The sequence below is a fragment of the Kitasatospora sp. NPDC001547 genome, from assembly GCF_042894165.1.
Lineage (GTDB): Bacteria > Actinomycetota > Actinomycetes > Streptomycetales > Streptomycetaceae > Kitasatospora.
Genome location: NZ_JBIAVL010000028.1, coordinates 48,122 through 73,267 on the forward strand (window position 1 = coordinate 48,122; position 25,146 = coordinate 73,267).

Consider the following 25,146-nt stretch of genomic DNA (forward strand, 5'->3'; position numbering starts at 1 on the left):
GCCGGTTTCGCGGGCGACGGTTGCGGGTGCCACGGCGTTGGTGCCGGAGGTCGGGGCGGGGGCGCATCCGGTGGCGTGAGCGGAACTAGACTGCCGGAGACAAAGCCGCCGTCCCCCAGCCGCAGTTCCAGGAGTGTGTCCACGTGTCCGAGACCGCAGCCGATCTGACGAAGCCGGACAGCCCCGTGGAGAGCACGGCCGACGTCATCGTGGTCGGTGCGGGACCGGCCGGCTCCGCCACCGCGTACTACCTGGCCCAGGCCGGACTGGACGTCCTGCTGCTGGAGAAGACCGCCTTCCCGCGCGAGAAGGTCTGCGGCGACGGCCTGACCCCTCGTGCCACCAAGCAGCTGGTGGACATGGGCATCGACGTCTCCACCGAGAACGGCTGGCTGCACAACAAGGGCCTGCGCATCATCGGCGGCGGCGTCCGGCTGGAGCTGGACTGGCCGGAGCTGTCCTCCTTCCCCGACTACGGCCTGGTGCGCAAGCGCGCCGACTTCGACGAGCTGCTGGCCCGTCAGGCAGAGAAGGCCGGCGCGCGGCTCTACGAGCGCTGCAACGTCAGCGGGCCGGTCCTGGACGAGCGCACCGGCCGGATCGTCGGCGTCACCGCCAAGCTGGGCGACGAGAAGCGGCCTGTCACCTTCCGGGCCCCGCTGGTGGTCGCCGCCGACGGCAACTCCACCCGCCTCTCGCTCGCCATGGGCCTGCACCGGCGCGAGGACCGTCCGATGGGCGTCGCCTACCGCACCTACTTCACCTCCCCGCGCCACGACGACGACTACCTGGAGTCGTGGCTGGAGCTGTGGGACACCCGCGGCGGCGAGCGCAAGCTGCTGCCCGGGTACGGCTGGGTCTTCGGCATGGGCGACGGCACCTCCAACGTCGGCCTCGGCATCCTCAACTCCTCGCCCGCGTTCGGCGAGCTGGACTGGCGCGAGGTGCTCAAGGCCTGGTGCGCCGGGATGCCGGAGGAGTGGGGCTACACCCCCGAGAACATGACCGAGCCGATCCGCGGCGCCGCGCTGCCGATGGCCTTCAACCGGCAGCCGCACTACACCCGCGGCCTGCTGCTCGTCGGCGACGCGGGCGGCATGGTCAACCCGTTCAATGGCGAGGGCATCGCCTACGCGATGGAATCCGGCCAGATCGCCGCCGGGGTCATCGTGCAGGCCCTCGCCCGGGTCACCGATGGCGGCCGCGAGCGCGCCCTCCAGGCCTACCCGCGCATCCTCAAGGACGTGTACGGCGGCTACTACACGCTGGGCCGCGCCTTCGTGAAGCTCATCGGCAACCCCAAGGTGATGCAGATCGCCACCCAGCGCGGACTCACCCACCCGATGCTGATGCGTTTCACCCTCAAGCTGCTCGCCAACCTCACCGACCCGCAGGGCGGCGACGCGATGGACCGCGTGATCAACGGCCTCGCCAGGGTCGCGCCGAACGCCTGACGGCGGCCGGGCGGGGTGCCGCGCGGTCCTGCGGCCCGGCCCGCGGTACGGGCGGGGCCGCCGCCTACACCTCGTCGGCCGTCCGGGGGGCCTCCGTCGGCCGGCGGGACGCGGCCGAGCGTTCCTCGACGTAGGCGAGGCGCTCGGCGAAGACCCGCGCCGCGTCGGGGGTGAGGGTCCGCAGGGCGACGAGGGCGGCGAAGACGACGTCGCAGAGCTCGTGCTGGACGTCCTCCCAGGAGTGGGTGACGCCCTTGCGCGGGTTCTGACCGGTGGCGCCGATCACCGCCGCGCCGACCTCGCCGACCTCCTCGGAGAGCTTGAGGATCCGCAGCAGTCGCTCCTCCTGGGGCGACAGCGTGGTCCGCTCGTCCAGCCATGCGACCAGGTGGTCGACGCTCTCCCAGATCCGGCTGTCCATGCGGCGCTGCTCCTGCTCCCATGCGGTGTCGTTGGTGCTGCCACCGTACGGGAGCGGGGGCGGGCGGACGGATGGCGGGCCGAGGCTGTCCGGCCGGGTTGTCCGGCCAGGGCCGAGGAGCAGGGGAGGCCGGTCGGGTCGGCCGGTCGGGGCTGGCCGGCCGGCGGGGTCAGCGGCTGCTGATCTTCACGTTGCGGATGTTCACCGGGAGGGTGGGGAAGCCGTCGCCCGGGTTGTTCTGGTCGTCCTCGCCCCCGGCGGCGATCTTCTGGAGGACGTCCAGGCCGGCGGTGATCCGGCCGAACGGGGTGTAGGCGGGGGAGAGCTTGGTGTCCTTCCAGACGAAGAAGAACTGGCTGCCGTTGGTGTTCGGCCCGGCGTTGGCCATGGCCACGGTGCCGGCCGGGTAGGTGGCGCCGGTCAGGTTCTCGTCCGGGAACGAGTAGCCCGGGCCGCCGCTGCCCGTGCCGGTCGGGTCGCCGCATTGGAGGACGTAGATCCGCTGGGTGGTGAGGCGGTGGCAGTGGCTGCGGTCGAAGTAGTCGTGTTCGGCGAGGAACCGGAACGAGAAGGTGGTGCAGGGCGCCTTGTCGGTCAGTGCCTCGAAGGTGATCTGGCCCTGGCTGGTCCGCAGTGTCGCGTGGTAGGGCTTCGCCGCCTTCTTGGCGTCGAACACCGGGATGCCCTTGAAGTTGTCGGCCGGGACGGCCGGCGTGTAGGTGCAGCCGGCGGTGGGAGTGGCTGCCGCGGGGGTGTCCGCGATGGCGGTGCCGGTGCTCGCCACGAGAGGGAGGACGGTGGCGGCGGCGACCAGCGCCCAGTGCTTGCGCTTCACGTGACGGGCCTTCCGGGGCGTGGTGGACGGCAGAGTTGTCATGGGTGCATCATCCACGGCCGGGTGGGGATGCGGTAGGGGTTGGGACGGCCGTGGCTCCCGGGGCGGTAGCGGCGTGATGGTCCGTCAGATCTGCTCCGGGGTGGTCGCGGTGGGCGTGAAGAGCCCGGCACGGGCGGCCAGGGCCGCGGCGTCGGCCGCCCGCTCGGCGGTGCGGTCGTCCAGTGGCTCGCCGGAGACGAACAGGCGGTAGTAGAGCGGAGCGGTGGCGGCCCGGACCACCTCGGCGCCGTCCGTGCCGGCGGGCAGCTCGCCCCGGGCGACGGCCCGATCGGCCACCTCGGCGGCCTGGCGGTGCCGGGCCGTGAAGAAGGCGCGCAGGGCGGTCGCGCCGGCGTCCGAGCGCTGGGCGGCGGAGATCAGCGCGGTGGGTGTGGGGCCGAGCTCCGGATCGGTGAAGACGCTGAACACCTCCTGGGTGATCCGGCGGAGGTCCTGTTGGAGGTCTCCGGTGTCGGGCAGGGGCCAGGGCTGGTCGGCCGAGGCGGTCAGGGCGTCGGCGACCAGGCCGTCCACCCCGCCCCAGCGCCGGTAGAGGGTCGCCTTGTGGACGCCGGAACGGGTGGCGACCGCCTCGACGCTGAGGCCGTCGTACCCCTTCTCGGTCACCTCGGCGAGCGTGGCGGCGACCACCTCCGCCCGGACCCGGGCGCTGCGGCCGCCCGGGCGCGGGGTGGGAGTGCGGGCCTCGGGGGTGGGCTCCGGGATGGACCTCGGGACGGACTCCGGGGTGGGGTGGTCCGCGGGGCGGGTGGCTCCAGTCAAAGTCGACTCCAGTCGCGTTAAGGCTTGCCGCGGGGTGGCGGTCGTGCCATGCTCATCGTAATGCGACTCAAGTCGCATTACGAGAGGAGCCCGCATTTGTCCGCCACCGTCATCCCCGACCCCACCACCGTCCACCCGCTGGCCAGCCACGACCGGGTCGTCCTGCTGCGCCCGCTCGTCACCGATGCGCGGATCGAGGTCGGCGAGTACACCTACTTCGACGACCCCGACGGAGCCACCCGCTTCGAGGAGCGCAACGTCCTCTACGCGTACGGCCCCGAGCGGCTGGTGATCGGCCGGTACTGCGCGATCGCCACCGGCACCCGGTTCCTGATGGCCGGGGCCGCTCATCCGACCATCGGCGTCTCCACCTTCCCCTTCACGATGTTCGGCGGCAGTTGGACCGAGCGGACCCTCGACATCGTCACGGGCCTGCCCAGCCGGGGTGACACGGTGGTCGGCAACGACGTCTGGTTCGGGCACGGGGCCACCGTCCTGCCCGGCGTCCGGATCGGTGACGGCGCGATCATCGCGGCCGGAGCGATGGTCACCTCCGACGTCGAGCCGTACACCGTCGTCGGCGGCAACCCCGGCCGCCCGATCCGCCGACGCTTCGACGACGCCGACATCGAGCGCCTGCTCCGCGCGGCCTGGTGGGACTGGCCGGCCGAGCTGGTCACCGAGCACGTCCGCGCCGTCATGTCCGGGACGCCGGCCGACGTCGAGGCGATCGCCGCGGCGAACGGTCTGCTCGCCGCCTGACCCAACCGTGCCCGGTCAAGGCATTGATCATCGGCAGCCCGGTGCGCGAAGATGGCGCCCCCTTGCTCCGCGCTCCACCCCATCCACCACCGGGCCTCGCGCCCGGCCCCTGGGTCCGTCCGACGCCGTACGGTACTCGAACCTGCCGGTTCCGTCCGCTCGGAGGGATCTTCCGCATGCCAGCCTCCTCGTCCGACCCGTCCGAGGTCTCGCCCTCGTCGGTCCTTCGTGATCTTCCGGTCCTGCTCGTGGCGGTGGTGTGGGGGTCGAGCTTCCTCGCCGTCCAGCGGGTGGCCGAACCCGGGACGGTCGTGGCGATGCTCGTGCTGCGGTTCGGGCTGGTGCTGCCGCTGCTGGGGGTCGTCGCCTGGCGCGCCCTGCGGAGGCTGAGCCGCGCCGAGTGGCTCGGCGGCGCCGCACTGGGGCTGGTGCTCAGCGGGATCTTCCTGCTGGAGACCTACGGAGCCGTGCACACCTCCGCGACGAACGCCGGGCTGATCATCAGCCTCGCGATGGTGCTCACCCCGCTCGGTGAGAGCGCCCTCGGCCGGACCGCACCGCCGAAGGCCTTCCTCGCGGCCGCCGGGCTGGCCGTCCTCGGCGTCGCCCTGCTCACCGGCGACGGCGGACTGCGTCCTCCGGCGCTCGGTGATCTGCTGGTGCTGGGCGCCGCCCTCGTCCGCACGGCGTACGTCCTCGCGATGGCCCGCACCCGGGCCATCCGCGATACCGACATGCTCGCCGTCACCTGGGTCCAACTCGCGGTGGCCACCGCCGTGTTCGCTGTCGTCGCGCTGGCCGTCGGGCCCGCTCCCTGGACGCTCGCGCGTTCGTACGGCGCCGCCCAGTGGGCCTGGCTGCTGCATCTGTCCTTGTTCTGCACCCTGTTCGCCTTCTTCGTCCAGATGTGGGCCGTGCGGGCCACCTCGCCGTCGCGGGTGAGCCTGCTGCTCGGCACGGAACCGCTGTGGGCCGCCGTCTTCGGGATCACGGTGGCCGGGAACCGGATGGGCCCGCTCGCCCTGCTCGGCGGAGCCCTGGTGCTGGTCGCGACCGAGTGGGGCCGGCGCACCGCCCCCGCGCCGCGCCCGGCCGGTGGCGAGGCCGAACCTGCCGCGGTGGGGACGAACCTGGAGCCGGCCCGGGTGTGATCAGCCGCCCCCGGCGCCGGAGGCCTCGTCACCGGCGTTGCCGCAGCGTCCGGCGGGCGTAGTCGAGGGTGACCGCGCCGAGCAGCGGGCCCCAGGCGACCAGGGGCAGGTAGGCGAGCGTCATCACCCAGGCGGCGAAGCCGTGCGGCGAATCCGGCTCGGCCAGGTTGGCGGCCCAGCGGCCGAACAGCCCCTCCATGCCGACGAACGTGAGGATCGCCGAGCCCAGCAGCGCCGGGACGATCGCGGCGAGCGGCCGGACCCGTCGGCCGCCTATCAGCGGGATCCACCCGGGCGCCACCAGCCCCCAGGGCCGGACCAGGCCCACGGTCAGGAAGGCCAGCGCCTCGGCCAGGGCGCTGAGCGCGACGCAGTAGACCGTGCCCCAGCCCGGCTGGTGCTCGGCGTACGCCGCGGCCGTCGCGCCGCTGAACCCGACCGGTACGCCGAAGCCGAAGACGATCCGCCAGAGCCCCGACGGGATGGTGGTGAGGACGGCGGCGCCGGCGGCGAGCCGGGCCCAGCGCGGGGCGGCCGGGACGTCCGGGGCGGCCGCTCCGGCCCGGTGGGCGGTGCCGCGGGCGTTGATCGCGAGCTTCGACACGGTGTGGACTCCCTTCGGCTCCGGCCTCCGTGGCCGGTGCGATGACTCAAGACTGGAGGCCCACCGGGGGCTCGCGGCAGATGCCGATCGGGCTGTTCCTCCTGCTCAACCGGCCTTTGAAATGTGCCGATCGGCACAGGCGCCGAGCCTGGGCGGCGTCGTAGTGTGACGGCAGTCGAGGAGCCGGGGAGAGGTGATGACGATGCATCAGATCCTGTCGGGGGTCGTCCTGGTCGTGGCGTTTCCGGCCTGGGTGGCGCGGCGGCGGTACGGGGCGGCGGCCGTGACGATGGCACTCGGGGCGGCGTCGGTCGTGGTCACGGCCGCCGTCTGGCTCCTCGGCCGCTGGACGGAAGGGCAGCGCTGGGCCGGGCTGGTGGGCCTGGCCGAGCTGGCGGTGCTGCTGCTGTCGGTGGTGATCGGCCTGCGCACCGAGGACGGCCCGTGGTGTGTGGCGGGTGCCTGGACGGCATGCGGAGCGGTCGCCCTCTGGCCGTCCCGGTTCACGGTCTTCGAGGGCCCCGTGGCCGCGCTCACGCTCTTCGGCTTCGGATCGATGCTCTCCCTGCCGGCCGTTCTGACCGGGCTCTACCTGCGGGGCCTGGACGCGGGGCGCAGGAAGGCGGTGGCCGAGGCCCGGCGGGCACAGCGCCTGGAGCTTGCCCACGACCTCCACGACTTCGTGGCGCACGATGTCAGCGGCATGGTCGCCCAGGCCCAGGCGGGGGCCTACCTGGCCGGGATCGACCCAGCCCGGGCGGCCGAGATGTTCCAGCGAATAGAGCAGGCCGGGCAGCGGGCGCTGGCCTCGCTGGACCGGACGGTACAGCTGCTGCGCAGCGAGGAGAACGGCGGCCGCGGTCCGCAGCCGGGGCTCGCCGAACTCGCCGAGGTGGCCGAGCGGTTCACCGCGACGGGCGGCACCGAAGTCCGCTTGGAGCTGCCGGAGGAGCCGGTGCCGCGCGAGGTGGAGGGCACCGTCCACCGGATCGTGGTCGAGTCCCTGACCAACGTCCGGCGCCACGCCCCGGGCGCGCGGGAGGTGGAGATCCGGGCCCGCCGCAGCGGTGGACGGCTGGAGCTGACCGTGACCAACGACGGCCGGGCGCCTGGTCCGGCGGGGCGGCCGCGCCGGGGCGGCGGCAGCGGACTGCCCGGGCTGGCGGCCCGGGTGGAGGCCCTCGGCGGTTCGCTGGAAGCCGGCCCGCACGAGCGGGAGGCCTGGCGGGTGACGGCGGTGCTGCCGCTGGAGGAGGTCGGCGCAAGGCCGGCGGAATCGTAGAGCCGACACGGGTCGGTGACGGGGAGGTGCGGAGATGGGCAGCGGCACGGGGCCGGTTCGGATCCTGATCGCGGACGACCAGCCGGACGTTCGCAGTGCGTTCCGGATGATCCTGGACGTCCAGCCGGACATGGCGGTGGTGGCGGAGGCGGCGGACGGCGCCGCGGCGGTGCAGGAGGCGAGGAGGCTGCGGCCGGACGTGGTGCTCGCGGACATCCGGATGCCGAAGCTCGACGGGCTGGAGGTCACGCGGCAGTTGGCCGACCAGTGCAAGGTGATCGTGGTGACCACCTTCGACCTGGATGAGTACGTGCACGCGGCACTGCGGCACGGGGCGGCTGGGTTCCTCCTGAAGCGCTCGGGGCCGGTGCTGCTGATCGAGGCGGTGCGGGCGGCGATGGCCGGGGACGCGTTGATCAGCCCGCAGATCACCGTCCGGCTCCTGCGGCTCATGGCACTGCCGGGTGGGGAGCCGAAGCCGGGGCCGGGTGCCAGGGCGGTTGTGGCGGCGGCGCAGTCGGTGGCCGGGCTGACGGAGGAACTGACCACGAGGGAAAGGGAGATCGCCGAGCTGGTGGCGGACGGCGCGACCAATGCCGAGATCGGGGCGGGTCTGTTCATCTCACCGGGGACGGTGAAGAACCACCTCGCCAACATCCAGCGCAAGGTCGGAGCCCGCAACCGGGTGGGCATCGCGGCCTGGATCTGGGAGCAGGCGACCGCCGGTCGGTGACCCGGCGCGGGTAGCGGCTGGTGGGAGGGCCGACGGGTGGCCGGCAGTGGCCGGCGGACCGCGGTCGGCAGGCGGCGCGCGGCCAGAGCGGTCGGGCCGGAGGCAGAGCGGTCGGGCCGGCAACAGCGCAGGGCGGCGGCTCGGGCAGGGAAAGGGCAGGGACAACGGACCCCCACCGGCGCCCCCAAGGACAAGCTCGCGCGCTTGTGAACGAAGGGTCAAGCGAGCGTTCGGCCCCCCGCCACCCCTGCGAGTGAGCCGCTATAACACGTCAACATGACGCCTGGAAATTTGCCCCGGTCGACGCATAGTTGATATAGGAACACGCCCCTGACCAGCCGCTTCACAGGTAAATGCGACTGCTTGTGATCATTTGACTGCTTTGCGTCGACAAAACTGGGCATGTTCGCATTCGACCCCATTCGAAGGGTGTCGTAGATCACAAAGAAGACGATGAACTGCGTGTCGCAGATCACAAGCCGACGGGCATAGGATGCGCTCGTTCCAGGCTTTGTGAACTGCCTCACATGAGGCGGATCTCGGGAACTGGAACGCGGGTTCACCTCAGCGTGACCTGCTGGTTCCGATCTGCAGTCAAGGACGACTGGACGGAGGGAGCGGGGGCTATGAATGCCTACGCGCCGATCCTCGTACTCGGTGCCATCGCGGCGGCGTTCGCGGTCGGCTCCGTCGTGATGGCCTCACTCACCGGCCCCAAGCGCTACAACCGGGCCAAGTTGGAGGCGTACGAGTGCGGCATCGAGCCGACCCCGCAGCCCGTGGGCGGCGGTCGGTTCCCGATCAAGTACTACCTGACGGCGATGCTCTTCATCGTCTTCGACATCGAGATCGTCTTCCTCTACCCGTGGGCGGTGACCTTCGACGCCCTGGGGATCTTCGGGCTGGTCGAGATGCTCCTGTTCATCGCCACCGTCTTCGTCGCCTACGCCTACGTGTGGCGGCGCGGCGGTCTGGAGTGGGACTGAGCGCGGGGTGGTCTGAGCGCGGGGTGGTGTCCCCACCCGTCCGCCGGCTGCGCGCCCGCTTGTGAACGAGCGGACAAGCCAGAACCGGCCCACGTATCAGAGGACTTGAGGGCATTGAGAGGGATCTGATGGGAATCGAGGAGAAGCTGCCGAGCGGCTTTCTGCTCACGACCGTGGAGACGGCCGCCGGCTGGGTGCGCAAGGCGTCACTCTTCCCGGCCACCTTCGGTCTGGCCTGCTGCGCGATCGAGATGATGACCACCGGCGCGGGCCGCTACGACCTGGCCCGGTTCGGCATGGAGGTCTTCCGGGGCTCCCCCCGACAGGCCGATCTGATGATCGTGGCGGGCCGCGTGAGCCAGAAGATGGCCCCGGTGCTGCGCCAGGTGTACGACCAGATGCCCAACCCCAAGTGGGTCATCTCGATGGGCGTCTGCGCCTCGTCCGGCGGGATGTTCAACAACTACGCGATCGTCCAGGGCGTCGACCACATCGTCCCGGTGGACATCTACCTGCCCGGCTGTCCGCCCCGTCCGGAGATGCTGATGGACGCCATCCTGAAGCTGCACGACAAGATCCAGCACGAGCCGCTGGGCGTGAACAGGCGCCGGGCCGAGGAGCTCGGCGAGGCGCTCGCCCTCAAGGCCACCCCGATCAGCGAGATGCGGGGGCAGCTGCGATGAACGACCAGGTACCCGAGACCCGCCGCGAGCAGCCGGTCCGCGAGATCCCGGTCGAGGTGGTCGGCCGCCGCCAGGGCATGTTCGGCACCCAGGACAGCGGCGACACCTCCGGCTTCGGCGGCCTGGCCGCCCCGGTCGTGCTGCCCGGTCCGAGCGAACGCCCCTACGGCGGCTGGTTCGACGAGGTCGCCGACGAGCTGGAGGGCGCCCTGGAGGAGCAGGGCCTGGACCCGGCCGAGGTGATCGGGAAGACGGTGGTCGACCGCGACGAGCTCACCTTCCACATCGAGCGCGACCACCTGCTGAGCACCGCCCGGATCCTGCGCGACGACCCGGCGCTGCGCTTCGAGCTCTGCCTGGGCGTGAGCGGCGTGCACTACCCCGGCGACAAGGGCCGCGAACTGCACGCGGTCTACCACCTGCGCTCGATCACCCACGGCCGGCTGATCCGGCTGGAGGTCACCGCGCCCGACGCCGATCCGCGCATTCCCTCCGTGGTGAGCGTCTACCCGACCAACGACTGGCACGAGCGCGAGGCCTACGACTTCTTCGGCCTGGTCTTCGAGGGCCACCCGGCGCTCACCCGGATCATGATGCCGGACGACTGGCTGGGCCACCCGCAGCGCAAGGACTACCCGCTCGGCGGCATCCCCGTCGAGTACAAGGGCGCCCAGATCCCGGCTCCCGACCAGCGGAGGTCGTACAGCTGATGAACACCCAGCACTATGGAGAGACCGAGGAAGCGGACGCCCGGGAGACCACCGAGGGCCGGGTCTTCACCGTCACCGGCGGCGACTGGGGCGAGGTGGTCGAGGCGGTCGGACGGGCCGACGACGAGCGCATCATCGTCAACATGGGCCCCCAGCACCCGTCCACCCACGGCGTGCTGCGGCTGATCCTGGAGATCGACGGCGAGACGGTGAAGGAGGCCCGCTGCGGCATCGGCTACCTCCACACCGGCATCGAGAAGAACATGGAGTTCCGCAGCTGGGTCCAGGGCACCACCTTCGTGACCCGCATGGACTACCTGACCCCGCTGTTCAACGAGACCGCCTACTGCCTGGCGGTCGAGAAGCTGCTCGGCATCACCGGCGACGTCCCGGACCGCGCCAACGTCATCCGGGTGATGATGATGGAGCTCAACCGGATCGCCTCGCACCTGGTCTGCCTGGCCACCGGCGGCATGGAGATCGGCTCCACCACCCTGATGATCTACGGCTTCCGGGACCGCGAGCTGATCCTGGACGTCTTCGAGCTGGTCACCGGCCTGCGCATGAACCACGCGTACGTGCGCCCCGGCGGCCTCGCCCAGGACCTCCCGCCCGGCGCCGTCGACCAGATCCGCGAGGCGGTCAAGGTCTTCCGCTCCCGGATGCACGAGTACGACAAACTCGCCACCGGGAACCCGGTGTTCAAGGCCCGCCTGGTCGACGTCGGCTTCCTGGACCTGCCCGGCTGCCTGGCCCTCGGCGCCACCGGCCCGATCCTGCGCGCCACCGGCCTGCCGCACGACCTGCGCAAGACCGATCCCTACTGCGGCTACCAGGACTACGACTTCGAGGTCGCGATCGCCGACAGCGCCGACTCCTACGGCCGCTTCCTGATCCGGCTGGAGGAGATGAAGCAGTCGCTGCGGATCGTCGAGCAGTGCCTGGACCGGCTGCGCCCGGGCCCGGTCATGGTGGCCGACAAGAAGATCGCCTGGCCCGCCCAACTGGCCGTCGGCCCGGACGGGATGGGCAACTCCCTCGACCACATCCGCAAGATCATGGGCACCTCCATGGAGGCCCTGATCCACCACTTCAAGCTGGTCACCGAGGGCTTCCGGGTCCCGGTCGGCCAGGCGTACGCGGCGGTCGAGTCGCCCAAGGGCGAGCTGGGCGTGCACGTGGTCAGCGACGGCGGGACGCGCCCGTACCGGGTCCACTTCCGGGACCCGTCGTTCACCAATCTGCAGACGATGGCGGCGATGTGCGAGGGCGGCCAGGTGGCCGACGTGATCGTCGCGGTGGCCGGGATCGACCCGGTGATGGGAGGCGTGGACCGGTGACCAACGTCGAACTCGGACTGCCGGCACTGCCGGCCGCACCGTACCCCGAGGAGGTGCACGCCCGGCTGGCCGCCGACGCCGCCGAGCTGATCGCCCGCTACCCGCAGCCCCGTTCGGCGCTGCTGCCACTGCTGCACCTGGTGCAGGCCGAGGAGGGCTTCGTCAGCCCGACCGGGATCCGCTTCTGCGCCGAGCGGCTGGACCTCACCACCGCCGAGGTCACCGCGGTCGCGACCTTCTACACCATGTACCGGCGCCGCCCGGCAGGGAAGTACCACGTCGGGGTCTGCACCAACACCCTGTGCGCGGTGCTCGGCGGCGACCAGATCTTCACCGAGCTCCAGGAGCACCTGGGCGTGCGCAACAACGAGACCACCGAGGACGGCGAGGTCTCGATCGAGCACATCGAGTGCAACGCGGCCTGCGACTACGCGCCCGTGGTGATGGTCAACTGGGAATTCTTCGACAACCAGACCCCGGAGAGCGCCCGGCAGCTGGTCGACGACCTGCGCGCCGGCCGCGAGGTCCGGCCCACCCGCGGCGCCCGGCTCTGCGGCTTCAAGGAGACCTCGCGGATCCTGGCCGGCTTCCCGGACGAGCGCCCGGGCGCCAACGACGAGTCCGGCGCCGGCGGCGCGCCCTCCCTGGCCGGCCTGCGGCTGTCCCGCGGCGAGGCGCTGCCCGGCACCTCCGGCACCAAGGTGGTCTCCCCCCGCCCCGAATCCCCCCGCCCCGAATCCCCCCGCCAGGCCGGCGACGGCCACGCCGGCAACGGCCAGGCCCACAACGGCCACGCGGGCAACGGCCAGGAAGGGAGCGAAGCGTGATGACCGCCGCAGAGCCGGCCGAGAAGCTGCTCACCCCGGTCCTGTCCGACTCCTGGGACGACAGTCGCCCCTGGACGCTCGACACCTACCGCCGCCACCACGGCTACGAGGGCCTCAAGGCGGCCCTCGCCATGCCGCCGGACGACGTGATCGCCCTGGTCAAGGACGCCGGGCTGCGCGGCCGCGGCGGCGCCGGCTTCCCCACCGGGATGAAGTGGCAGTTCATCCCGCAGAACGACGGCAAGCCGCACTACCTGGTGGTCAACGCGGACGAGTCCGAGCCGGGCACCTGCAAGGACATCCCGCTGCTGTTCGCCAACCCGCACGCGCTGATCGAGGGCATGATCATCGCCTCCTACGCGATCCGCTGCGACCACGCCTTCGTCTACCTGCGCGGCGAGGTCGTCCCGGTGCTGCGCCGGCTGCACGCGGCCGTCGCCGAGGCGTACGCGGCCGGGCTGCTCGGCCGGAACATCCTCGGCTCGGGCGTCGACCTCGACATCACCGTGCACGCCGGCGCCGGCGCCTACATCTGCGGCGAGGAGACGGCGCTGCTGGACTCGCTGGAGGGCCGCCGCGGCCAGCCGAGGCTGCGCCCCCCGTTCCCGGCGATCGCCGGCCTGTACGCCTGCCCGACGGTGGTCAACAACGTCGAGTCGATCGCCTCGGTGCCGCCGATCCTGGCCCGCGGCAAGGAGTGGTTCAAGGCCCTGGGCACCGAGAAGTCCCCCGGCTTCACGCTCTACTCCCTCTCCGGCCACGTCACCAACCCCGGCCAGTACGAGGCCCCGCTCGGCATCACGCTGCGCCAGCTGCTCGACCTCAGCGGCGGCGTCCGCCCCGGGCACCGGCTGAAGTTCTGGACCCCGGGCGGCTCCTCCACCCCGATGTTCACCGACCAGCACCTCGACGTCCCGCTGGACTACGAGGGCGTCGGGGCGGCCGGCTCGATGCTCGGCACCAAGGCGCTCCAGGTGTTCGACGAGACCACCTGCGTGGTGCGGGCGGTCACCCGCTGGACGGAGTTCTACGCCCACGAGTCCTGCGGCAAGTGCACCCCCTGCCGCGAGGGCACCTACTGGCTGGTCCAGCTGCTCAAGCGGATCGAGGCGGGCGAGGGCGTCGACGGGGACCTGGAGAAGCTCCTCGACATCGCCGACAACATCAACGGCAAGTCCTTCTGCGCGCTGGGCGACGGCGCGGCCAGCCCGATCGTCTCCTCGCTCCAGCACTTCCGGGCCGAGTACGAGCAGCACCTGGCCGAGCGCCGCTGCCCGTTCGACCCGGCCGCCTCCACCGTCTGGGCCGACGGCCCCCGCCCCGGCCACCAGTCCGCGACCGAAAGGGAGGTGCACGCGTGACGATCACAGAGCCAACCGCCTCCGAGACCGCGGTCGAACTGGTCACGCTCACCATCGACGGCGTCGAAGTGCGGGTCCCCAAGGGGACGTTGGTGATCCGGGCCGCCGAGACCATCGGCACCCAGATCCCGCGCTTCTGCGACCACCCGCTGCTCGACCCGGCCGGCGCCTGCCGCCAGTGCATCGTCGAGGTCGAGGGCCAGCGCAAGCCGGTCGCCTCCTGCACCATCCCGGTGGCCGAGGGCATGGTGGTGCGCACCCAGCTCAGCTCGCCGGTGGCCGAGAAGGCCCAGCGCGGCGTGATGGAACTGCTGCTGATCAACCACCCGCTGGACTGCCCGGTCTGCGACAAGGGCGGCGAGTGCCCGCTGCAGAACCAGGCGATGAGCAACGGCGCCGCCGACTCCCGCTTCGACGGCATGAAGCGCACCTACGAGAAGCCGGTGCCGATCAGCAGCCAGGTGCTGCTGGACCGCGAGCGCTGCGTGCTGTGCGCGCGCTGCACCCGCTTCTCGCAGCAGATCGCCGGGGACCCGTTCATCGACCTGGTGGAGCGCGGGGCGCTGCAGCAGGTCGGCACCGGCGAGGGCGACGACTTCGAGTCGTACTTCTCCGGGAACACCATCCAGATCTGCCCGGTGGGCGCGCTGACCTCGGCGGCGTACCGGTTCCGCTCGCGACCCTTCGACCTGGTCTCCTCGCCGAGCGTGTGCGAGCACTGCGCCTCGGGCTGCGCGCAGCGCACCGACCACCGGCGCGGCAAGGTGCTGCGCCGGCTGGCGGGCGAGGACCCGGCGGTGAACGAGGAGTGGAACTGCGACAAGGGCCGCTTCGCCTTCCGCTACGCCCAGCAGCGCGACCGGCTGACCACCCCGCTGGTGCGGGTGGACGGCGAGCTGGTGCCGGCCTCCTGGCCGGAGGCGCTGGCCCGGGCGGCAGAGGGCCTGCGCGGGGTCCGGGCCGGGGTGCTGGCCGGCGGCCGGGTGACGGTGGAGGACGCCTACGCGTACGGGAAGTTCGCGCGGGTGGTGCTCGGCACCAACGACGTGGACTTCCGGGCCCGCCCGCACAGCGGCGAGGAGGCGGACTTCCTGGCCGCGGCGGTGGCCGGGCGGGGCGTCGACGTGGACGGCACCGGCGTGGCGTACGAGGACCTCGACCGGGCACCGGCGGTGCTGCTGGCGGGCTTCGAGCCGGAGGAGGAGTCGCCGATCGTCTTCCTGCGGCTGCGCAAGGCGACCCGGGCGACGGGCCTGAAGGTGTTCTCGGTGGCCGCGTTCGGCTCCCGGGGCCTGGCGAAGCTGCGCGGCGCGCTGCTGCCGGCCGCCCCCGGCACCGAGCCGGAGTGGTTCGCGGCGCTGGCGGCGGACGAGCCGCTGGACGACGACGCGGGCCGGGCGGCCGAACTGCTGCGCACCCCGGGCGCGGTGATCCTGGCCGGCGAGCGGCTGGCCACCGTCCCGGGCGCGCTGACGGCGCTGCTGCGGCTGGCGCACGCGACGGGCGCGAAGCTCGCCTGGGTGCCGCGCCGGGCCGGTGAGCGCGGGGCCGTGGAGGCGGGCGTGCTGCCGGGCCTGCTGCCCGGCGGCCGGCCGGTGGACGTCCCGGCGGCCCGGGCGGAGGCGGCCGCGGTGTGGGGCGGTGCCGAGCCGCCGTCCCGGCCGGGCCGGGACACCGACGGGATCCTGGCGGCCGCCGCCGCGGGCGAGTTGGAGGCGCTGCTGGTCGGCGGGGTGGACCCGGACGACCTGCCCGACCCGGCGCTCGCCGACGAGGCGCTGGCGACGGTGCCCTTCCTGGTGTCGCTGGAGCTGCGGCCCTCGGCGGTGACGGCGCGCGCCGACGTGGTGCTGCCGGTGGCGGCGGTGGCCGAGAAGGCCGGCACCTTCCTGGACTGGGAGGGCCGGGTGCGGATGTTCGAGTCCGCGCTCAAGCCGGACCAGCAGATGGGCCGTCACCTCCAGACCGACCTGCGGGTGCTGAACATGCTGGCCGACGCGCTGGGCCGGCGGCTGGGCCTGCCGGACGTCCGGGCGGCCCGGCTGGAGCTGGACGGGTTCGCGCCCTGGGAGGGCGACCGGACGGCCGACCCGGCGGCCCACCCCGCCGTGCTGCCCCGGCCGGCCGCCGGCCAGGCGGTACTGGCGGGCTGGCGGCTGCTGCTGGACAACGGCGTGCTGCAGCAGGGGGACCCGCACCTGGCGGGCACCCGGCACCGGGCGGTGGCCCGGATCTCGGCGGAGACGGCCAAGGAGATCGGCGCCGAGGCGGCCGGGGCGCTGCGGCTGACCGGCCCGGCCGGTTCGCTGACCCTGCCGCTGGAGGTCACCGACTCGATCCCGGACCGCACGGTCTGGGTCCCGCTCGACTCCACACCGGGCGGCGCCCACCGCGCGCTCGGCACCACCGTCGGCCACCTGGTCACGATCGCCGTGGCCGAGCCCGAGCCCGAGCCCGAGTCGGAGCCCGCCGCCGGATCCGGGCCGGCCGCCGTAACGGACGCCGGGTCCGCAGCCGGGCCCGAGCCGACCGCCGTGACGGACACCGGACCCGCCGACGCACCGCAGACCGCGACACAGGCCGGCCCCGCGGCCGGGGCCGAACCGGCGCCGCAGGACCAGACCGGGGCGACCGCGGACGACACCGCGGGCGAAGGGGAGGACCGATGACTTCGCAGCCGTACGAGACGCTCCACTTCTTCGGGCAGGACCCGTGGTGGCTGGTGCTGCTGAAGGCGGTGTTCTGCTTCGCCTTCCTGGTCCTGACGGTGCTGATCGCGATCGTCTGGGAGCGCAAGGTGGTGGCCTGGATGCAGCTGCGCATCGGGCCCAACCGGCACGGCCCGTGGGGCCTGCTGCAGTCGCTGGCGGACGGCGTGAAGCTGGCGCTGAAGGAAGACCTGGTGGTCAAGGGCTCGGACAAGGTGGTCTACATCCTGGCCCCGATCGTCTGCGCCATCCCCGCGTTCATGGCCTTCGCGGTGATCCCGTTCGGCCCGGCCGGCAACGAGGTGTCGGTCTTCGGCACCCGCACCCCGCTCCAGCTGACGGACTTCCCGGTCGCGCTGCTGTACGTCCTGGCGACGGCCTCGGTGGGCATCTACGGCATCGTGCTGGCGGGCTGGTCCTCGGGTTCGACGTACCCGCTGCTGGGCGGGCTGCGCTCGTCCGCGCAGATGATCAGCTACGAGATCGCGATGGGCCTGTCCTTCGCGGCGGTGTTCATCTACTCGGGCTCGATGTCCACCTCGGAGATCGTGGCGCACCAGCAGCCGACCTGGTTCGCGGCGCTGCTGCCGGTGTCGTTCATCGTCTACATCATCGCGATGGTCGGCGAGACCAACCGGGCGCCGTTCGACCTGCCGGAGGCCGAGGGCGAGCTGGTCGGCGGCTTCAACACCGAGTACTCCTCGCTGAAGTTCGCGATGTTCATGCTGGCCGAGTACGTGAACATGGTGACGGTCTCGGCGGTGGCCTCGACCCTCTTCCTGGGCGGCTGGCGGGCCCCGTGGCCGGTGTCGACGTTCTGGGAGGGCGCCAACCACGGCTGGTGGCCGATGCTGTGGATCACGCTGAAGATCCAGCTGCTGCTGTTCCTCTTCATCTGGCTGCGCGGCACGCTGCCCCGGTTCCGCTACGACCAGTTCATGAAGCTGGGCTGGAAGGTCCTGATCCCGGTCTCGCTGGTGTGGCTGGTGCTGATCGCGAGCGTGCGGGCGCTGCGCAACGAGGGCTACGGCTTCGGCCAGGTGGTGCTGTACGTGGGCGCCCCGGTCGGGGTGGTGCTGCTGCTGGCGCTGCTGCGGGACTTCCTGAAGAAGCAGCCGGAACCCGAGCCCGCCCCGCCCGAGGCCGGGTTCGACCCGATGGCGGGCGGCTACCCGGTCCCGCCGCTGCCCGGTCAGGTGCTCCCGCCGGTGCCGCGCCGGCGCAGCCGCGCCCCGAAGCAACTCCAGGACGCCCTCAACGGGGCCGACCATTCCGAAGGGAGCTGAACCGAGATGTCCGACCAGTCCGATCGCGCGGAGCGGCCCGAGCGGGCCGACCGTCCGTCGATCCTCGGCCCGGCCGCCGGCTTCGGCGTGACCTTCAAGGCCATGTTCAAGAAGCGGCTCACCGAGCAGTACCCGGAGCAGAAGAAGCCCACCGCTCCGCGCTTCCACGGCCGCCACCAGCTGAACCGGCACCCGGACGGCCTGGAGAAGTGCGTCGGCTGCGAGCTGTGCGCGTGGGCCTGCCCGGCCGACGCGATCTACGTGGAGGGCGCGGACAACCGGGACGAGGAGCGCTACTCCCCGGGTGAGCGCTACGGCGCGGTGTACCAGATCAACTACGCCCGCTGCATCCTGTGCGGGCTGTGCATCGAGGCCTGCCCGACCCGGGCGCTGACCATGACCAACGAGTACGAGCTGGCCGACTCCTCCCGGCGGGACCTGATCTTCACCAAGGAGCAGCTGCTGGTGGGCCTGTCCGAGGGCATGGTCGACACCCCGCACGCAATCTTCCCGGGCACCGACGAGGGCGCGTACTACCGGGGCGAGGTCACCGCGGCGGCGCCGGGGACGGTCCAGCAGGAGCGCACCGACCGGGAGAAGGAGGTGCGGCAGTGATCGCGCGGCTGGCGGAAGCGACCGGGACGACCTCGACGGGTGAGGCCGTCCAGTTCTGGGTGCTCGCGGTGATCGCGGTCGGCGGCGCCCTCGGCATGGTGCTGATGCGCAAGGCCGTGCACAGCGCGCTCTGCCTGGCGGCCACCATGCTGGCGCTGGCGGTCTGCTACATGGCCCAGGGCGCGGTGTTCCTGGGCGTGGTGCAGATCGTCGTCTACACCGGCGCGATCATGATGCTGTTCCTGTTCGTGGTGATGCTGGTCGGTGTCACCAGCGAGGACTCCCTGAAGGAGCAGCTGAAGGGCCAGCGGTTCGCCGCGGCGCTGTGCGGGCTGGGCTTCGGCGTGCTGCTGATCGCCGGGATCGCCAACGCGAAGCTGAACCACTTCACCGGGCTGTCCGAGGCGAACGCCGAGGGCAACGTGCCGGGCCTGGCCCGGCTGATCTTCACCCGCTACGTGTGGGCCTTCGAGGTCACCGGCGCGCTGCTGATCACCGCGGCGATCGGCGCGATGGTGCTGACCCACCGGGAGCACGTGAAGGCGCCGAAGACGCAGCGCGAGCTGGCGGCGCAGCGGGTCAGGGACAACATCCAGGTGCCGCCGATGCCGGCACCGGGCGTGTACGCGCGGCACAACGCGGTGGACGTCCCGGCGCTGCTGCCGGACGGCACGGTCGCCGAGGACTCGGTGATGGCGACGCTGCGCGAGCGCGGCCAGGTCCGGGACGTCAGCCAGGCGATGCTGCGGCGGATGGCGGAGCTGGAGAACACCACGGCGGACTGGCTGGGCCGTCCGTCCTCGGAGCGCCCGGCGGTGGCGGCCCCGCGCAAGTCGCTGGAGCCGGTGCCGGCGAACGGCGAACCGGTGGCGGCGAACGGCGAGCCGGCGCCGGTGAACGGCGAACCGGTGGCGGCGAACGGCGTGAAGCACCCGACCGGCGAGGAGGGCGCGGAGTGAACCCGGTCAACTACCTCTACCTGGCGGCCCTGTTGTTCACCATCGGCGCGGCCGGGGTGCTGATCCGGCGCAACGCGATCGTGTTGTTCATGTGCGTGGAGCTGATGCTGAACGCCTCGAACCTCGCGCTGGTGACCTTCTCCCGGCTGCACGGCACCCTGGACGGCCAGATCATCGCGTTCTTCACGATGGTGGTCGCGGCGGCCGAGGTCGTGGTCGGCCTCGCCATCATCGTCTCCATCTTCCGGACCAGGCACTCCGCTTCGGTCGACGACAGCAATCTGATGAAGCTGTAGGCGGAGGGCCTTCGGTGAACTCTCTCATTCCGCTGCTGGTGGCGGCCCCGCTGGCCGGCGCCGCCCTGCTGCTGCTCGGCGGCCGGGCGCTGGACCGGTACGGCCACTGGCTGGCCACCGCGCTCGCGGCGCTCTCGTTCGGCTTCGGCCTGGCCCTGTTCTCAGACATGCTCGGCCGTGACGCCGAGCACCGGGCGGTCACCCGGCACCTGTTCAGCTGGATCCCGGTGAACGGCTTCCAGGCCGACGTCTCCTTCCGGCTCGACCAGCTGTCGATGACCTTCGTCCTGCTGATCACCGGCGTGGGCACGCTGATCCACCTCTACTCGGTCGGCTACATGGCGCACGACGAGCGCCGGCGCCGCTTCTTCGCGTACCTGAACCTGTTCCTGGCCGCCATGCTGCTGCTGGTGGTCGCGGACAACTACCTGCTGCTGTACTTCGGCTGGGAGGGCGTCGGCCTGGCCTCGTACCTCCTGATCGGCTTCTGGCAGCACAAGCCGAGCGCGGCGACGGCGGCGAAGAAGGCCTTCATCGTCAACCGCGTCGGGGACGTCGGCCTGTCCGTCGCGATCATGCTGATGTTCGCGGAGTTCGGCTCCTTCGCCTTCGACCCGGTCTTCGGCGCCGCGCACCAGGCGAGCGAGGGCAAGCTGACGGCGATCGGCCTGATGCTGCTGCTGGCGGCCTGCGGCAAGTCGGCGCAGGTGCCGCTGCAGTCCTGGCTCGGGGACGCGATGGAGGGCCCGACCCCGGTGTCGGCGCTGATCCACGCGGCCACCATGGTGACCGCGGGCGTCTACCTGATCACCCGCTCCTCGACGGTCTTCGACCTGGCGCCGGACGCGCAGACCGCCGTGGTGGTGGTCGGCGCGGTCACGCTGCTGTTCGGTGCGATCGTCGGTTGCGCCAAGGACGACATCAAGAAGGCACTGGCCGGCTCGACCATGTCGCAGATCGGCTACATGGTGCTGGCGGCCGGGCTCGGCCCGATCGGCTACGCCTTCGCGATCATGCACCTGGTGACCCACGGCTTCTTCAAGGCCGGGCTGTTCCTCGGCGCCGGGTCGGTCATGCACGGCATGAACGACGAGGTGAACATGCGTCACTACGGCGGCCTGCGGAAGTACATGCCGGTCACCTTCGTCACCTTCGGCCTCGGCTACCTGGCGATCATCGGATTCCCGGGCCTGTCCGGCTTCTTCTCCAAGGACAAGATCATCGAGGCGGCCTTCGCCAAGGGCGGCACCGAGGGCTGGATCCTCGGGCTGTGCGCGCTGGTCGGCGCGGCGGTCACCGCGTTCTACATGACCCGGGTGATGGTGCTGACCTTCTTCGGCGAGAAGCGCTGGCAGGCGGACGCGGACGGCAACGCCCCGCACCCGCACGAGTCGCCCCGGACGATGACGATCCCGATGGTCCTGCTGGCCGTCGGCTCGGTCTTCGCGGGCGGGCTGTTCGCCTTCGACGACTCCTTCCTGAAGTGGCTGGAGCCGGTCACCGGGCACGAGGAGGGCGCCTCCCCGCTCGCCCCGCTGACCGTCACCCTGCTGACCACGGCCTGCATGCTGGCCGGCGTCGGCCTCGCGTACCTGATGTACGGGCGCTCGCCGGTCCCGGTGGTGCCGCCGGTCGGCTCACCGCTCACCCGGGCCGCCCGCCGCGACCTGCTGCAGGACGACTTCAACCACGCCGTGCTGGTGCGGCCGGGCTCGGCGCTCGCCGCGGCGCTGGTCTTCTTCGACAGCCGCGGCCTGGACGGCGTGGTGAACGGTCTGGCCGCCGCGATCGGCGGGCTCTCCGGCCGGCTGCGGCGGGTCCAGAACGGCTTCGTCCGCTCGTACGCGCTCTCCATGTTCGGCGGCACGCTGGTGCTGGTCGCCACGACTCTCCTGATGAGGTCCACGTGATGACTCGTCCTGATATCCGTTGGGAGGAGGGGGCATGAGCGTCCTTCTGACCGCCACCTGCGCCGTCCCGGCGGCCGGCGCGGTGCTGACCGCCGCGCTGCCCGCCGGGTCCTCCGAGAGCCGGCGCAGGACCACCAAGGCCGTCGCGCTGGGCGTCTCCGCCGTCACCCTGGTGCTGGCCGCCGTGGTGGCGACGCGCTACGACCCGCACGGCGCCCGCTTCCAGCTGAACGAGTCGTACAGCTGGATCCGCTCCTTCGGCATCACCTTCTCGCTCGGCGTGGACGGCATCGGCGCCGTGCTCGCCCTGCTCACCGCCGTCCTCGTGCCGCTGGTGATCCTCGCCTCCTGGCACGACGCCGACCCGGAGCCGACCGGGCCCGACGGCGCCTCCGGCCCCGGCACCTCCGACCCCGCCACCTTCGAGCGGCGGCGCCGCACCCAGGGCTTCTTCGCCCTGATCCTGGCGGTGGAGGCGATGGTGGTCGTCTCCTTCTACGCCACCGACGTCTTCGTGTTCTACGTGTTCTTCGAAGCCATGCTGATCCCGATGTACTTCCTGATCGGCGGCTTCGGGGACCGGGCGGGCGGCCCCGAGTCGGCGCGTCAGCGCTCCTACGCGGCCGTGAAGTTCCTGCTCTACAACCTGCTCGGCGGCCTGGTGATGCTGGCCGCCGTGGTCGGCCTGTACGTCACCGCGCAGGACCAGGGCTTCGGCACCTTCGACCTGCCGACGCTGACCTCGGCGATCGCCGACGGCCGGATCCAGCTGACCGGTGCCACCGAGAAGGCGCTGTTCCTGGGCTTCTTCTTCGCCTTCGCGGTGAAGGCCCCGCTGTGGCCGCTGCACACCTGGCTGCCGAACGCGATGGGCGAGTCCACCGCCGGGACCGCGGTGCTGATCACCGCGGTGGTGGACAAGGTCGGCACCTTCGCGATGCTGCGCTTCTGCCTGGGGCTGTTCCCGAACGCCTCGAAGACCTTCGCCCCGGCGATCCTGGTCCTCGCCCTGATCGGGATCGTCTACGGCGCGCTGCTGGCGGTCGGCCAGAAGGACATCAAGCGCCTGGTGGCCTACGCCTCGATCTCGCACTTCGGCTTCATCATCATGGGCGTCTTCGCCCTGACCAGCCAGGGGCAGAGCGGCGCCACCCTCTACATGGTCAACCACGGCCTGTCCACCGCGGCGTGGATGCTGGTGGCCGGCTTCCTGATCTCCCGTCGCGGCTCGCGGCTGATCGCCGACTACGGCGGCGTGCAGAAGGTCGCCCCGGTGCTCGCCGGGACGTTCCTGATCGGCAGCCTGGCCACCCTGTCGCTGCCCGGGCTCGCCCCGTTCGTCAGCGAGTTCCTGGTCCTGGTGGGCACCTTCACCCGCTACCCGGCGATCGGCGTCGTGGCCACCTTCGGCATCGTGCTGGCCGCGCTGTACGCCCTGCTGCTCTACCAGCGCACCATGACCGGCCCGGTGAAGGACGGGGTGCGCTCGATGCCCGACCTCAAGGCCCGCGAACTCGCCGTGGTCGGCCCGCTGGTGGCGCTGACCATCCTGCTCGGCGTCTACCCCAAGCCGCTCACCGACCTGGTCGACCCCGCGGTGAACGCGACGCTCTCGCAGGTCCACCAGACCGATCCGGCGCCGGCCCACCCGGTCGCCGCCACCTCAGGAGGTGAGCGGAAGTGAGCGCCACCGCCATGCTCACCGCCGCCGGCGGCAACACCGCCAGCATCCCGGCACCGCACATCGAGTACGGCCGACTCTCCCCGATGCTCGTGGTGTTCGCCGTCGCCGTGGCCGGCGTCCTGGTGGAGGCCTTCGTGCCCCGCCGGTACCGGCACTGGACCCAGGTGACGCTCGCCCTGGCCGGGCTGGTCGGCGCCTTCGTCGCCGTGGTGGTGCTGGCCGCGCAGAGCCACGGCTTCACCCGGATCGACCTGCTGGCCATGGAGACGGTCGCGATGGACGGCCCGGCGCTGTTCCTCCAGGGCGTGATCCTGCTGGCCTCGGTGGTCGCGGTGCTCACCTACGCCGAGCGCAGGCTGGAGCCCAAGGCCGGCGGCCTGCCCGCCGACGCCTTCGCCGCCCAGGCCGCCGCCACCCCCGGCGGCGAGCAGGAGCGGGCCGCGGTCCGGGCCGGCTTCGCCACCAGCGAGGTCTTCCCGCTCACCATGTTCGCGGTCGGCGGCATGCTGCTGTTCCCCGCCGCCAACGACCTGCTGACCATGTTCGTGGCGCTGGAGGTCTTCTCGCTGCCGCTGTACCTGCTGTGCGCGCTGGCCCGGCGCCGCCGGCTGCTCTCCCAGGAGGCGGCGGTCAAGTACTTCCTGCTCGGAGCCTTCGCCTCGGCGTTCTTCCTGTTCGGCACCGCGCTGCTGTACGGCTACGCGGGCAGCGTGCGGCTCGGCGACATCGGGGACGTCATCTCCGGCAAGGCGATGACCACCCCCGCGCAGCTGAGCACCACCCAGAGCGACGCGCTGGTGCTCACCGGCCTGGCGATGCTGGCGGTCGGCCTGCTGTTCAAGGTCGCCGCGGTGCCCTTCCACTCCTGGACCCCGGACGTCTACCAGGGCGCGCCGACCCCGGTGACCGGCTTCATGGCGGCGGCCACCAAGGTCGCGGCCTTCGGGGCCTTCCTGCGGCTGTTCTACGTGGCCTTCCCGGGCCTGCGGCTGGACTGGCGGCCGGTGATGTGGGGGGTGGCGATCCTCACCATGGTGGTGGGCGCGGTGCTCGCGGTGACCCAGCAGGACGTCAAGCGGCTGCTGGCGTACTCCTCGATCGCGCACGCCGGGTTCATCCTGACCGGCGTGATCGCCGTCAACAAGCAGGGCATCTCCTCGGTGCTGTTCTACCTGCTGGCGTACTCCTTCGTGACGCTGGGCGCGTTCGCCGTGGTCACCCTGGTGCGCGACTCCAAGGGCGAGGCGACCCACCTGTCCAGCTGGGCCGGGCTCGGGCGGCGCTCGCCACTGGTGGCGGCGGTGTTCGCGCTGTTCCTGCTGGCCTTCGCCGGGATCCCGCTGACCTCCGGTTTCACCGGGAAGTTCGCGGTCTTCCAGGCCGCGGCCAGCGGCGGGGCGACGCCGCTGGTGGTGGTGGGCGTGCTGAGCTCGGCGGTGGCCGCGTTCTTCTACATCCGGGTCATCGTGCTGATGTTCTTCTCGGACCCGCAGCCGGGCGGCCCCACGGTGGCGATCCCGAGCGCCTTCACGGCGACCGCGATCGGGGTGGGAGTGCTGGTCACGCTGGGTCTCGGGCTGCTCCCGCAGTACTTCCTCGACCTCGCGTCCAAGGCCTCGCTGTTCGTGCGCTGACCTTCCCGCCCACCGCTCCCGACCAGGGCCCCGTCCGGGCCGCGCCCAGCCGGCGCGGCCCGGACGGGTCTTTCTCCGGG

The 25,146-nt window shown here is 71.9% G+C and carries 22 protein-coding genes and 1 pseudogene; 19 read left to right on the forward strand and 4 right to left on the reverse strand.

Going from position 1 to position 25,146, the window contains the following annotated elements; genetic code table 11:
* The first annotated feature begins 143 nt into the window (after positions 1-143).
* Positions 144-1,454 carry a geranylgeranyl reductase family protein gene (locus ACFY0X_RS32550; protein ID WP_387759990.1) on the forward strand — a complete coding sequence of 437 codons (1,311 nt, stop codon included), beginning with the start codon at positions 144-146 and terminating at the stop codon, positions 1,452-1,454.
* Between the two features lie 64 nt (positions 1,455-1,518).
* Here ACFY0X_RS32550 and ACFY0X_RS32555 read toward each other — a convergent pair whose 3' ends face one another.
* The 3 genes from ACFY0X_RS32555 to ACFY0X_RS32565 form a co-directional block, all read right to left on the reverse strand.
* Positions 1,519-1,875: a MazG-like family protein gene (locus tag ACFY0X_RS32555; protein ID WP_387759992.1), complete on the reverse strand. Its 357-nt coding sequence runs from the start codon at positions 1,873-1,875 to the stop codon at positions 1,519-1,521.
* Between the two features lie 169 nt (positions 1,876-2,044).
* Positions 2,045-2,752: a peptidylprolyl isomerase gene (locus ACFY0X_RS32560; RefSeq protein WP_387759994.1), complete on the reverse strand. Its 708-nt coding sequence runs from the start codon at positions 2,750-2,752 to the stop codon at positions 2,045-2,047.
* Positions 2,753-2,836: 84 nt separating this feature from the next.
* Positions 2,837-3,535 carry a TetR/AcrR family transcriptional regulator gene (locus ACFY0X_RS32565; protein WP_387759996.1) on the reverse strand — a complete coding sequence of 233 codons (699 nt, stop codon included), beginning with the start codon at positions 3,533-3,535 and terminating at the stop codon, positions 2,837-2,839.
* Between the two features lie 96 nt (positions 3,536-3,631).
* Between ACFY0X_RS32565 and ACFY0X_RS32570 the strand changes: the two genes are divergently transcribed.
* Entirely contained in the window at positions 3,632-4,297 is a 666-nt protein-coding gene (locus tag ACFY0X_RS32570; protein ID WP_387759998.1) for a CatB-related O-acetyltransferase, read from the forward strand.
* A 176-nt stretch (positions 4,298-4,473) separates the two neighbouring features.
* On the forward strand, positions 4,474-5,448 hold the full coding sequence (locus tag ACFY0X_RS32575) for a DMT family transporter (RefSeq protein WP_387760000.1): 975 nt from the start codon (positions 4,474-4,476) through the stop codon (positions 5,446-5,448).
* 28 nt (positions 5,449-5,476) lie between these two features.
* Here ACFY0X_RS32575 and ACFY0X_RS32580 read toward each other — a convergent pair whose 3' ends face one another.
* Positions 5,477-6,052 carry a hypothetical protein gene (locus ACFY0X_RS32580; protein WP_387760001.1) on the reverse strand — a complete coding sequence of 192 codons (576 nt, stop codon included), beginning with the start codon at positions 6,050-6,052 and terminating at the stop codon, positions 5,477-5,479.
* A gap of 196 nt (positions 6,053-6,248) precedes the next feature.
* Here ACFY0X_RS32580 and ACFY0X_RS32585 point away from each other — a divergent pair, with 196 nt between their 5' ends.
* The 16 genes and pseudogenes from ACFY0X_RS32585 (at position 6,249) to nuoN (ending at position 25,066) form a co-directional block, all read left to right on the forward strand.
* Positions 6,249-7,334, forward strand: a complete 1,086-nt coding sequence (locus ACFY0X_RS32585) for a sensor histidine kinase (RefSeq protein ID WP_387760002.1) — start codon at positions 6,249-6,251, stop codon at positions 7,332-7,334.
* Between the two features lie 34 nt (positions 7,335-7,368).
* Positions 7,369-8,067, forward strand: a complete 699-nt coding sequence (locus tag ACFY0X_RS32590) for a response regulator (protein WP_387760004.1) — start codon at positions 7,369-7,371, stop codon at positions 8,065-8,067.
* Between the two features lie 626 nt (positions 8,068-8,693).
* Positions 8,694-9,053, forward strand: a complete 360-nt coding sequence (locus ACFY0X_RS32595) for an NADH-quinone oxidoreductase subunit A (protein ID WP_030060100.1) — start codon at positions 8,694-8,696, stop codon at positions 9,051-9,053.
* A gap of 128 nt (positions 9,054-9,181) precedes the next feature.
* Positions 9,182-9,736 carry an NADH-quinone oxidoreductase subunit B family protein gene (locus ACFY0X_RS32600; RefSeq protein ID WP_074005520.1) on the forward strand — a complete coding sequence of 185 codons (555 nt, stop codon included), beginning with the start codon at positions 9,182-9,184 and terminating at the stop codon, positions 9,734-9,736.
* A complete protein-coding gene (locus ACFY0X_RS32605; RefSeq protein WP_387760005.1) occupies positions 9,733-10,446 on the forward strand; it encodes an NADH-quinone oxidoreductase subunit C in 714 nt (237 codons plus the stop codon). Before ACFY0X_RS32600 ends, ACFY0X_RS32605 begins: the two co-directional genes overlap by 4 nt.
* On the forward strand, positions 10,446-11,786 hold the full coding sequence (locus ACFY0X_RS32610; RefSeq protein ID WP_387760007.1) for an NADH-quinone oxidoreductase subunit D: 1,341 nt from the start codon (positions 10,446-10,448) through the stop codon (positions 11,784-11,786). Before ACFY0X_RS32605 ends, ACFY0X_RS32610 begins: the two co-directional genes overlap by 1 nt.
* Positions 11,787-11,803: 17 nt before the next feature.
* Positions 11,804-12,613 (forward strand): NADH-quinone oxidoreductase subunit NuoE, encoded by an 810-nt coding sequence (nuoE, locus tag ACFY0X_RS32615; RefSeq protein WP_387760045.1) that lies wholly within the window; start codon positions 11,804-11,806, stop codon positions 12,611-12,613.
* Positions 12,613-13,974 (forward strand): NADH-quinone oxidoreductase subunit NuoF, encoded by a 1,362-nt coding sequence (gene nuoF, locus ACFY0X_RS32620; protein WP_387760009.1) that lies wholly within the window; start codon positions 12,613-12,615, stop codon positions 13,972-13,974. The genes nuoE and nuoF overlap by 1 nt, the downstream gene beginning before the upstream one ends.
* Positions 13,971-16,412, forward strand: a pseudogene (locus tag ACFY0X_RS32625) (NADH-quinone oxidoreductase subunit G); the annotation flags it as partial. The gene nuoF and the pseudogene ACFY0X_RS32625, both read left to right, overlap by 4 nt.
* 227 nt (positions 16,413-16,639) lie before the next feature.
* Entirely contained in the window at positions 16,640-17,968 is a 1,329-nt protein-coding gene (gene nuoH, locus ACFY0X_RS32630; protein WP_387760011.1) for an NADH-quinone oxidoreductase subunit NuoH, read from the forward strand.
* A gap of 6 nt (positions 17,969-17,974) precedes the next feature.
* A complete protein-coding gene (gene nuoI, locus ACFY0X_RS32635) occupies positions 17,975-18,583 on the forward strand; it encodes an NADH-quinone oxidoreductase subunit NuoI (protein WP_387760013.1) in 609 nt (202 codons plus the stop codon).
* The gene (locus ACFY0X_RS32640; RefSeq protein ID WP_387760014.1) at positions 18,580-19,542 is read left to right on the forward strand and encodes an NADH-quinone oxidoreductase subunit J; all 963 of its coding nucleotides are present in this window, start codon (positions 18,580-18,582) and stop codon (positions 19,540-19,542) included. Before nuoI ends, ACFY0X_RS32640 begins: the two co-directional genes overlap by 4 nt.
* Positions 19,539-19,838 (forward strand): NADH-quinone oxidoreductase subunit NuoK, encoded by a 300-nt coding sequence (gene nuoK / locus ACFY0X_RS32645; protein ID WP_030060110.1) that lies wholly within the window; start codon positions 19,539-19,541, stop codon positions 19,836-19,838. Before ACFY0X_RS32640 ends, nuoK begins: the two co-directional genes overlap by 4 nt.
* Before the next feature lie 14 nt (positions 19,839-19,852).
* Positions 19,853-21,748: an NADH-quinone oxidoreductase subunit L gene (gene nuoL, locus ACFY0X_RS32650; protein ID WP_387760016.1), complete on the forward strand. Its 1,896-nt coding sequence runs from the start codon at positions 19,853-19,855 to the stop codon at positions 21,746-21,748.
* Between the two features lie 34 nt (positions 21,749-21,782).
* Positions 21,783-23,432, forward strand: a complete 1,650-nt coding sequence (locus ACFY0X_RS32655) for an NADH-quinone oxidoreductase subunit M (RefSeq protein ID WP_387760018.1) — start codon at positions 21,783-21,785, stop codon at positions 23,430-23,432.
* Positions 23,433-23,443: 11 nt separating this feature from the next.
* Complete coding sequence (gene nuoN, locus ACFY0X_RS32660; protein ID WP_387760047.1) at positions 23,444-25,066, forward strand: NADH-quinone oxidoreductase subunit NuoN; 1,623 nt, start codon at positions 23,444-23,446, stop codon at positions 25,064-25,066.
* Positions 25,067-25,146 lie beyond the last annotated feature (80 nt).

Coding starts and splice junctions, on each gene's coding strand:
- ACFY0X_RS32555 (WP_387759992.1), bottom strand. CDS start 1,875: ATGGACAGCCGGATCTGGGAGAGCGTCGACCACCTGGTCGCATGGCTG.
- ACFY0X_RS32560 (WP_387759994.1), bottom strand. CDS start 2,752: ATGACAACTCTGCCGTCCACCACGCCCCGGAAGGCCCGTCACGTGAAG.
- ACFY0X_RS32575 (WP_387760000.1), top strand. CDS start 4,474: ATGCCAGCCTCCTCGTCCGACCCGTCCGAGGTCTCGCCCTCGTCGGTC.
- ACFY0X_RS32585 (WP_387760002.1), top strand. CDS start 6,249: ATGACGATGCATCAGATCCTGTCGGGGGTCGTCCTGGTCGTGGCGTTT.
- ACFY0X_RS32590 (WP_387760004.1), top strand. CDS start 7,369: ATGGGCAGCGGCACGGGGCCGGTTCGGATCCTGATCGCGGACGACCAG.
- ACFY0X_RS32595 (WP_030060100.1), top strand. CDS start 8,694: ATGAATGCCTACGCGCCGATCCTCGTACTCGGTGCCATCGCGGCGGCG.
- ACFY0X_RS32600 (WP_074005520.1), top strand. CDS start 9,182: ATGGGAATCGAGGAGAAGCTGCCGAGCGGCTTTCTGCTCACGACCGTG.
- ACFY0X_RS32605 (WP_387760005.1), top strand. CDS start 9,733: ATGAACGACCAGGTACCCGAGACCCGCCGCGAGCAGCCGGTCCGCGAG.
- ACFY0X_RS32610 (WP_387760007.1), top strand. CDS start 10,446: ATGAACACCCAGCACTATGGAGAGACCGAGGAAGCGGACGCCCGGGAG.
- nuoF (WP_387760009.1), top strand. CDS start 12,613: ATGACCGCCGCAGAGCCGGCCGAGAAGCTGCTCACCCCGGTCCTGTCC.
- nuoH (WP_387760011.1), top strand. CDS start 16,640: ATGACTTCGCAGCCGTACGAGACGCTCCACTTCTTCGGGCAGGACCCG.
- nuoI (WP_387760013.1), top strand. CDS start 17,975: ATGTCCGACCAGTCCGATCGCGCGGAGCGGCCCGAGCGGGCCGACCGT.
- ACFY0X_RS32655 (WP_387760018.1), top strand. CDS start 21,783: ATGAGCGTCCTTCTGACCGCCACCTGCGCCGTCCCGGCGGCCGGCGCG.
- nuoN (WP_387760047.1), top strand. CDS start 23,444: ATGCTCACCGCCGCCGGCGGCAACACCGCCAGCATCCCGGCACCGCAC.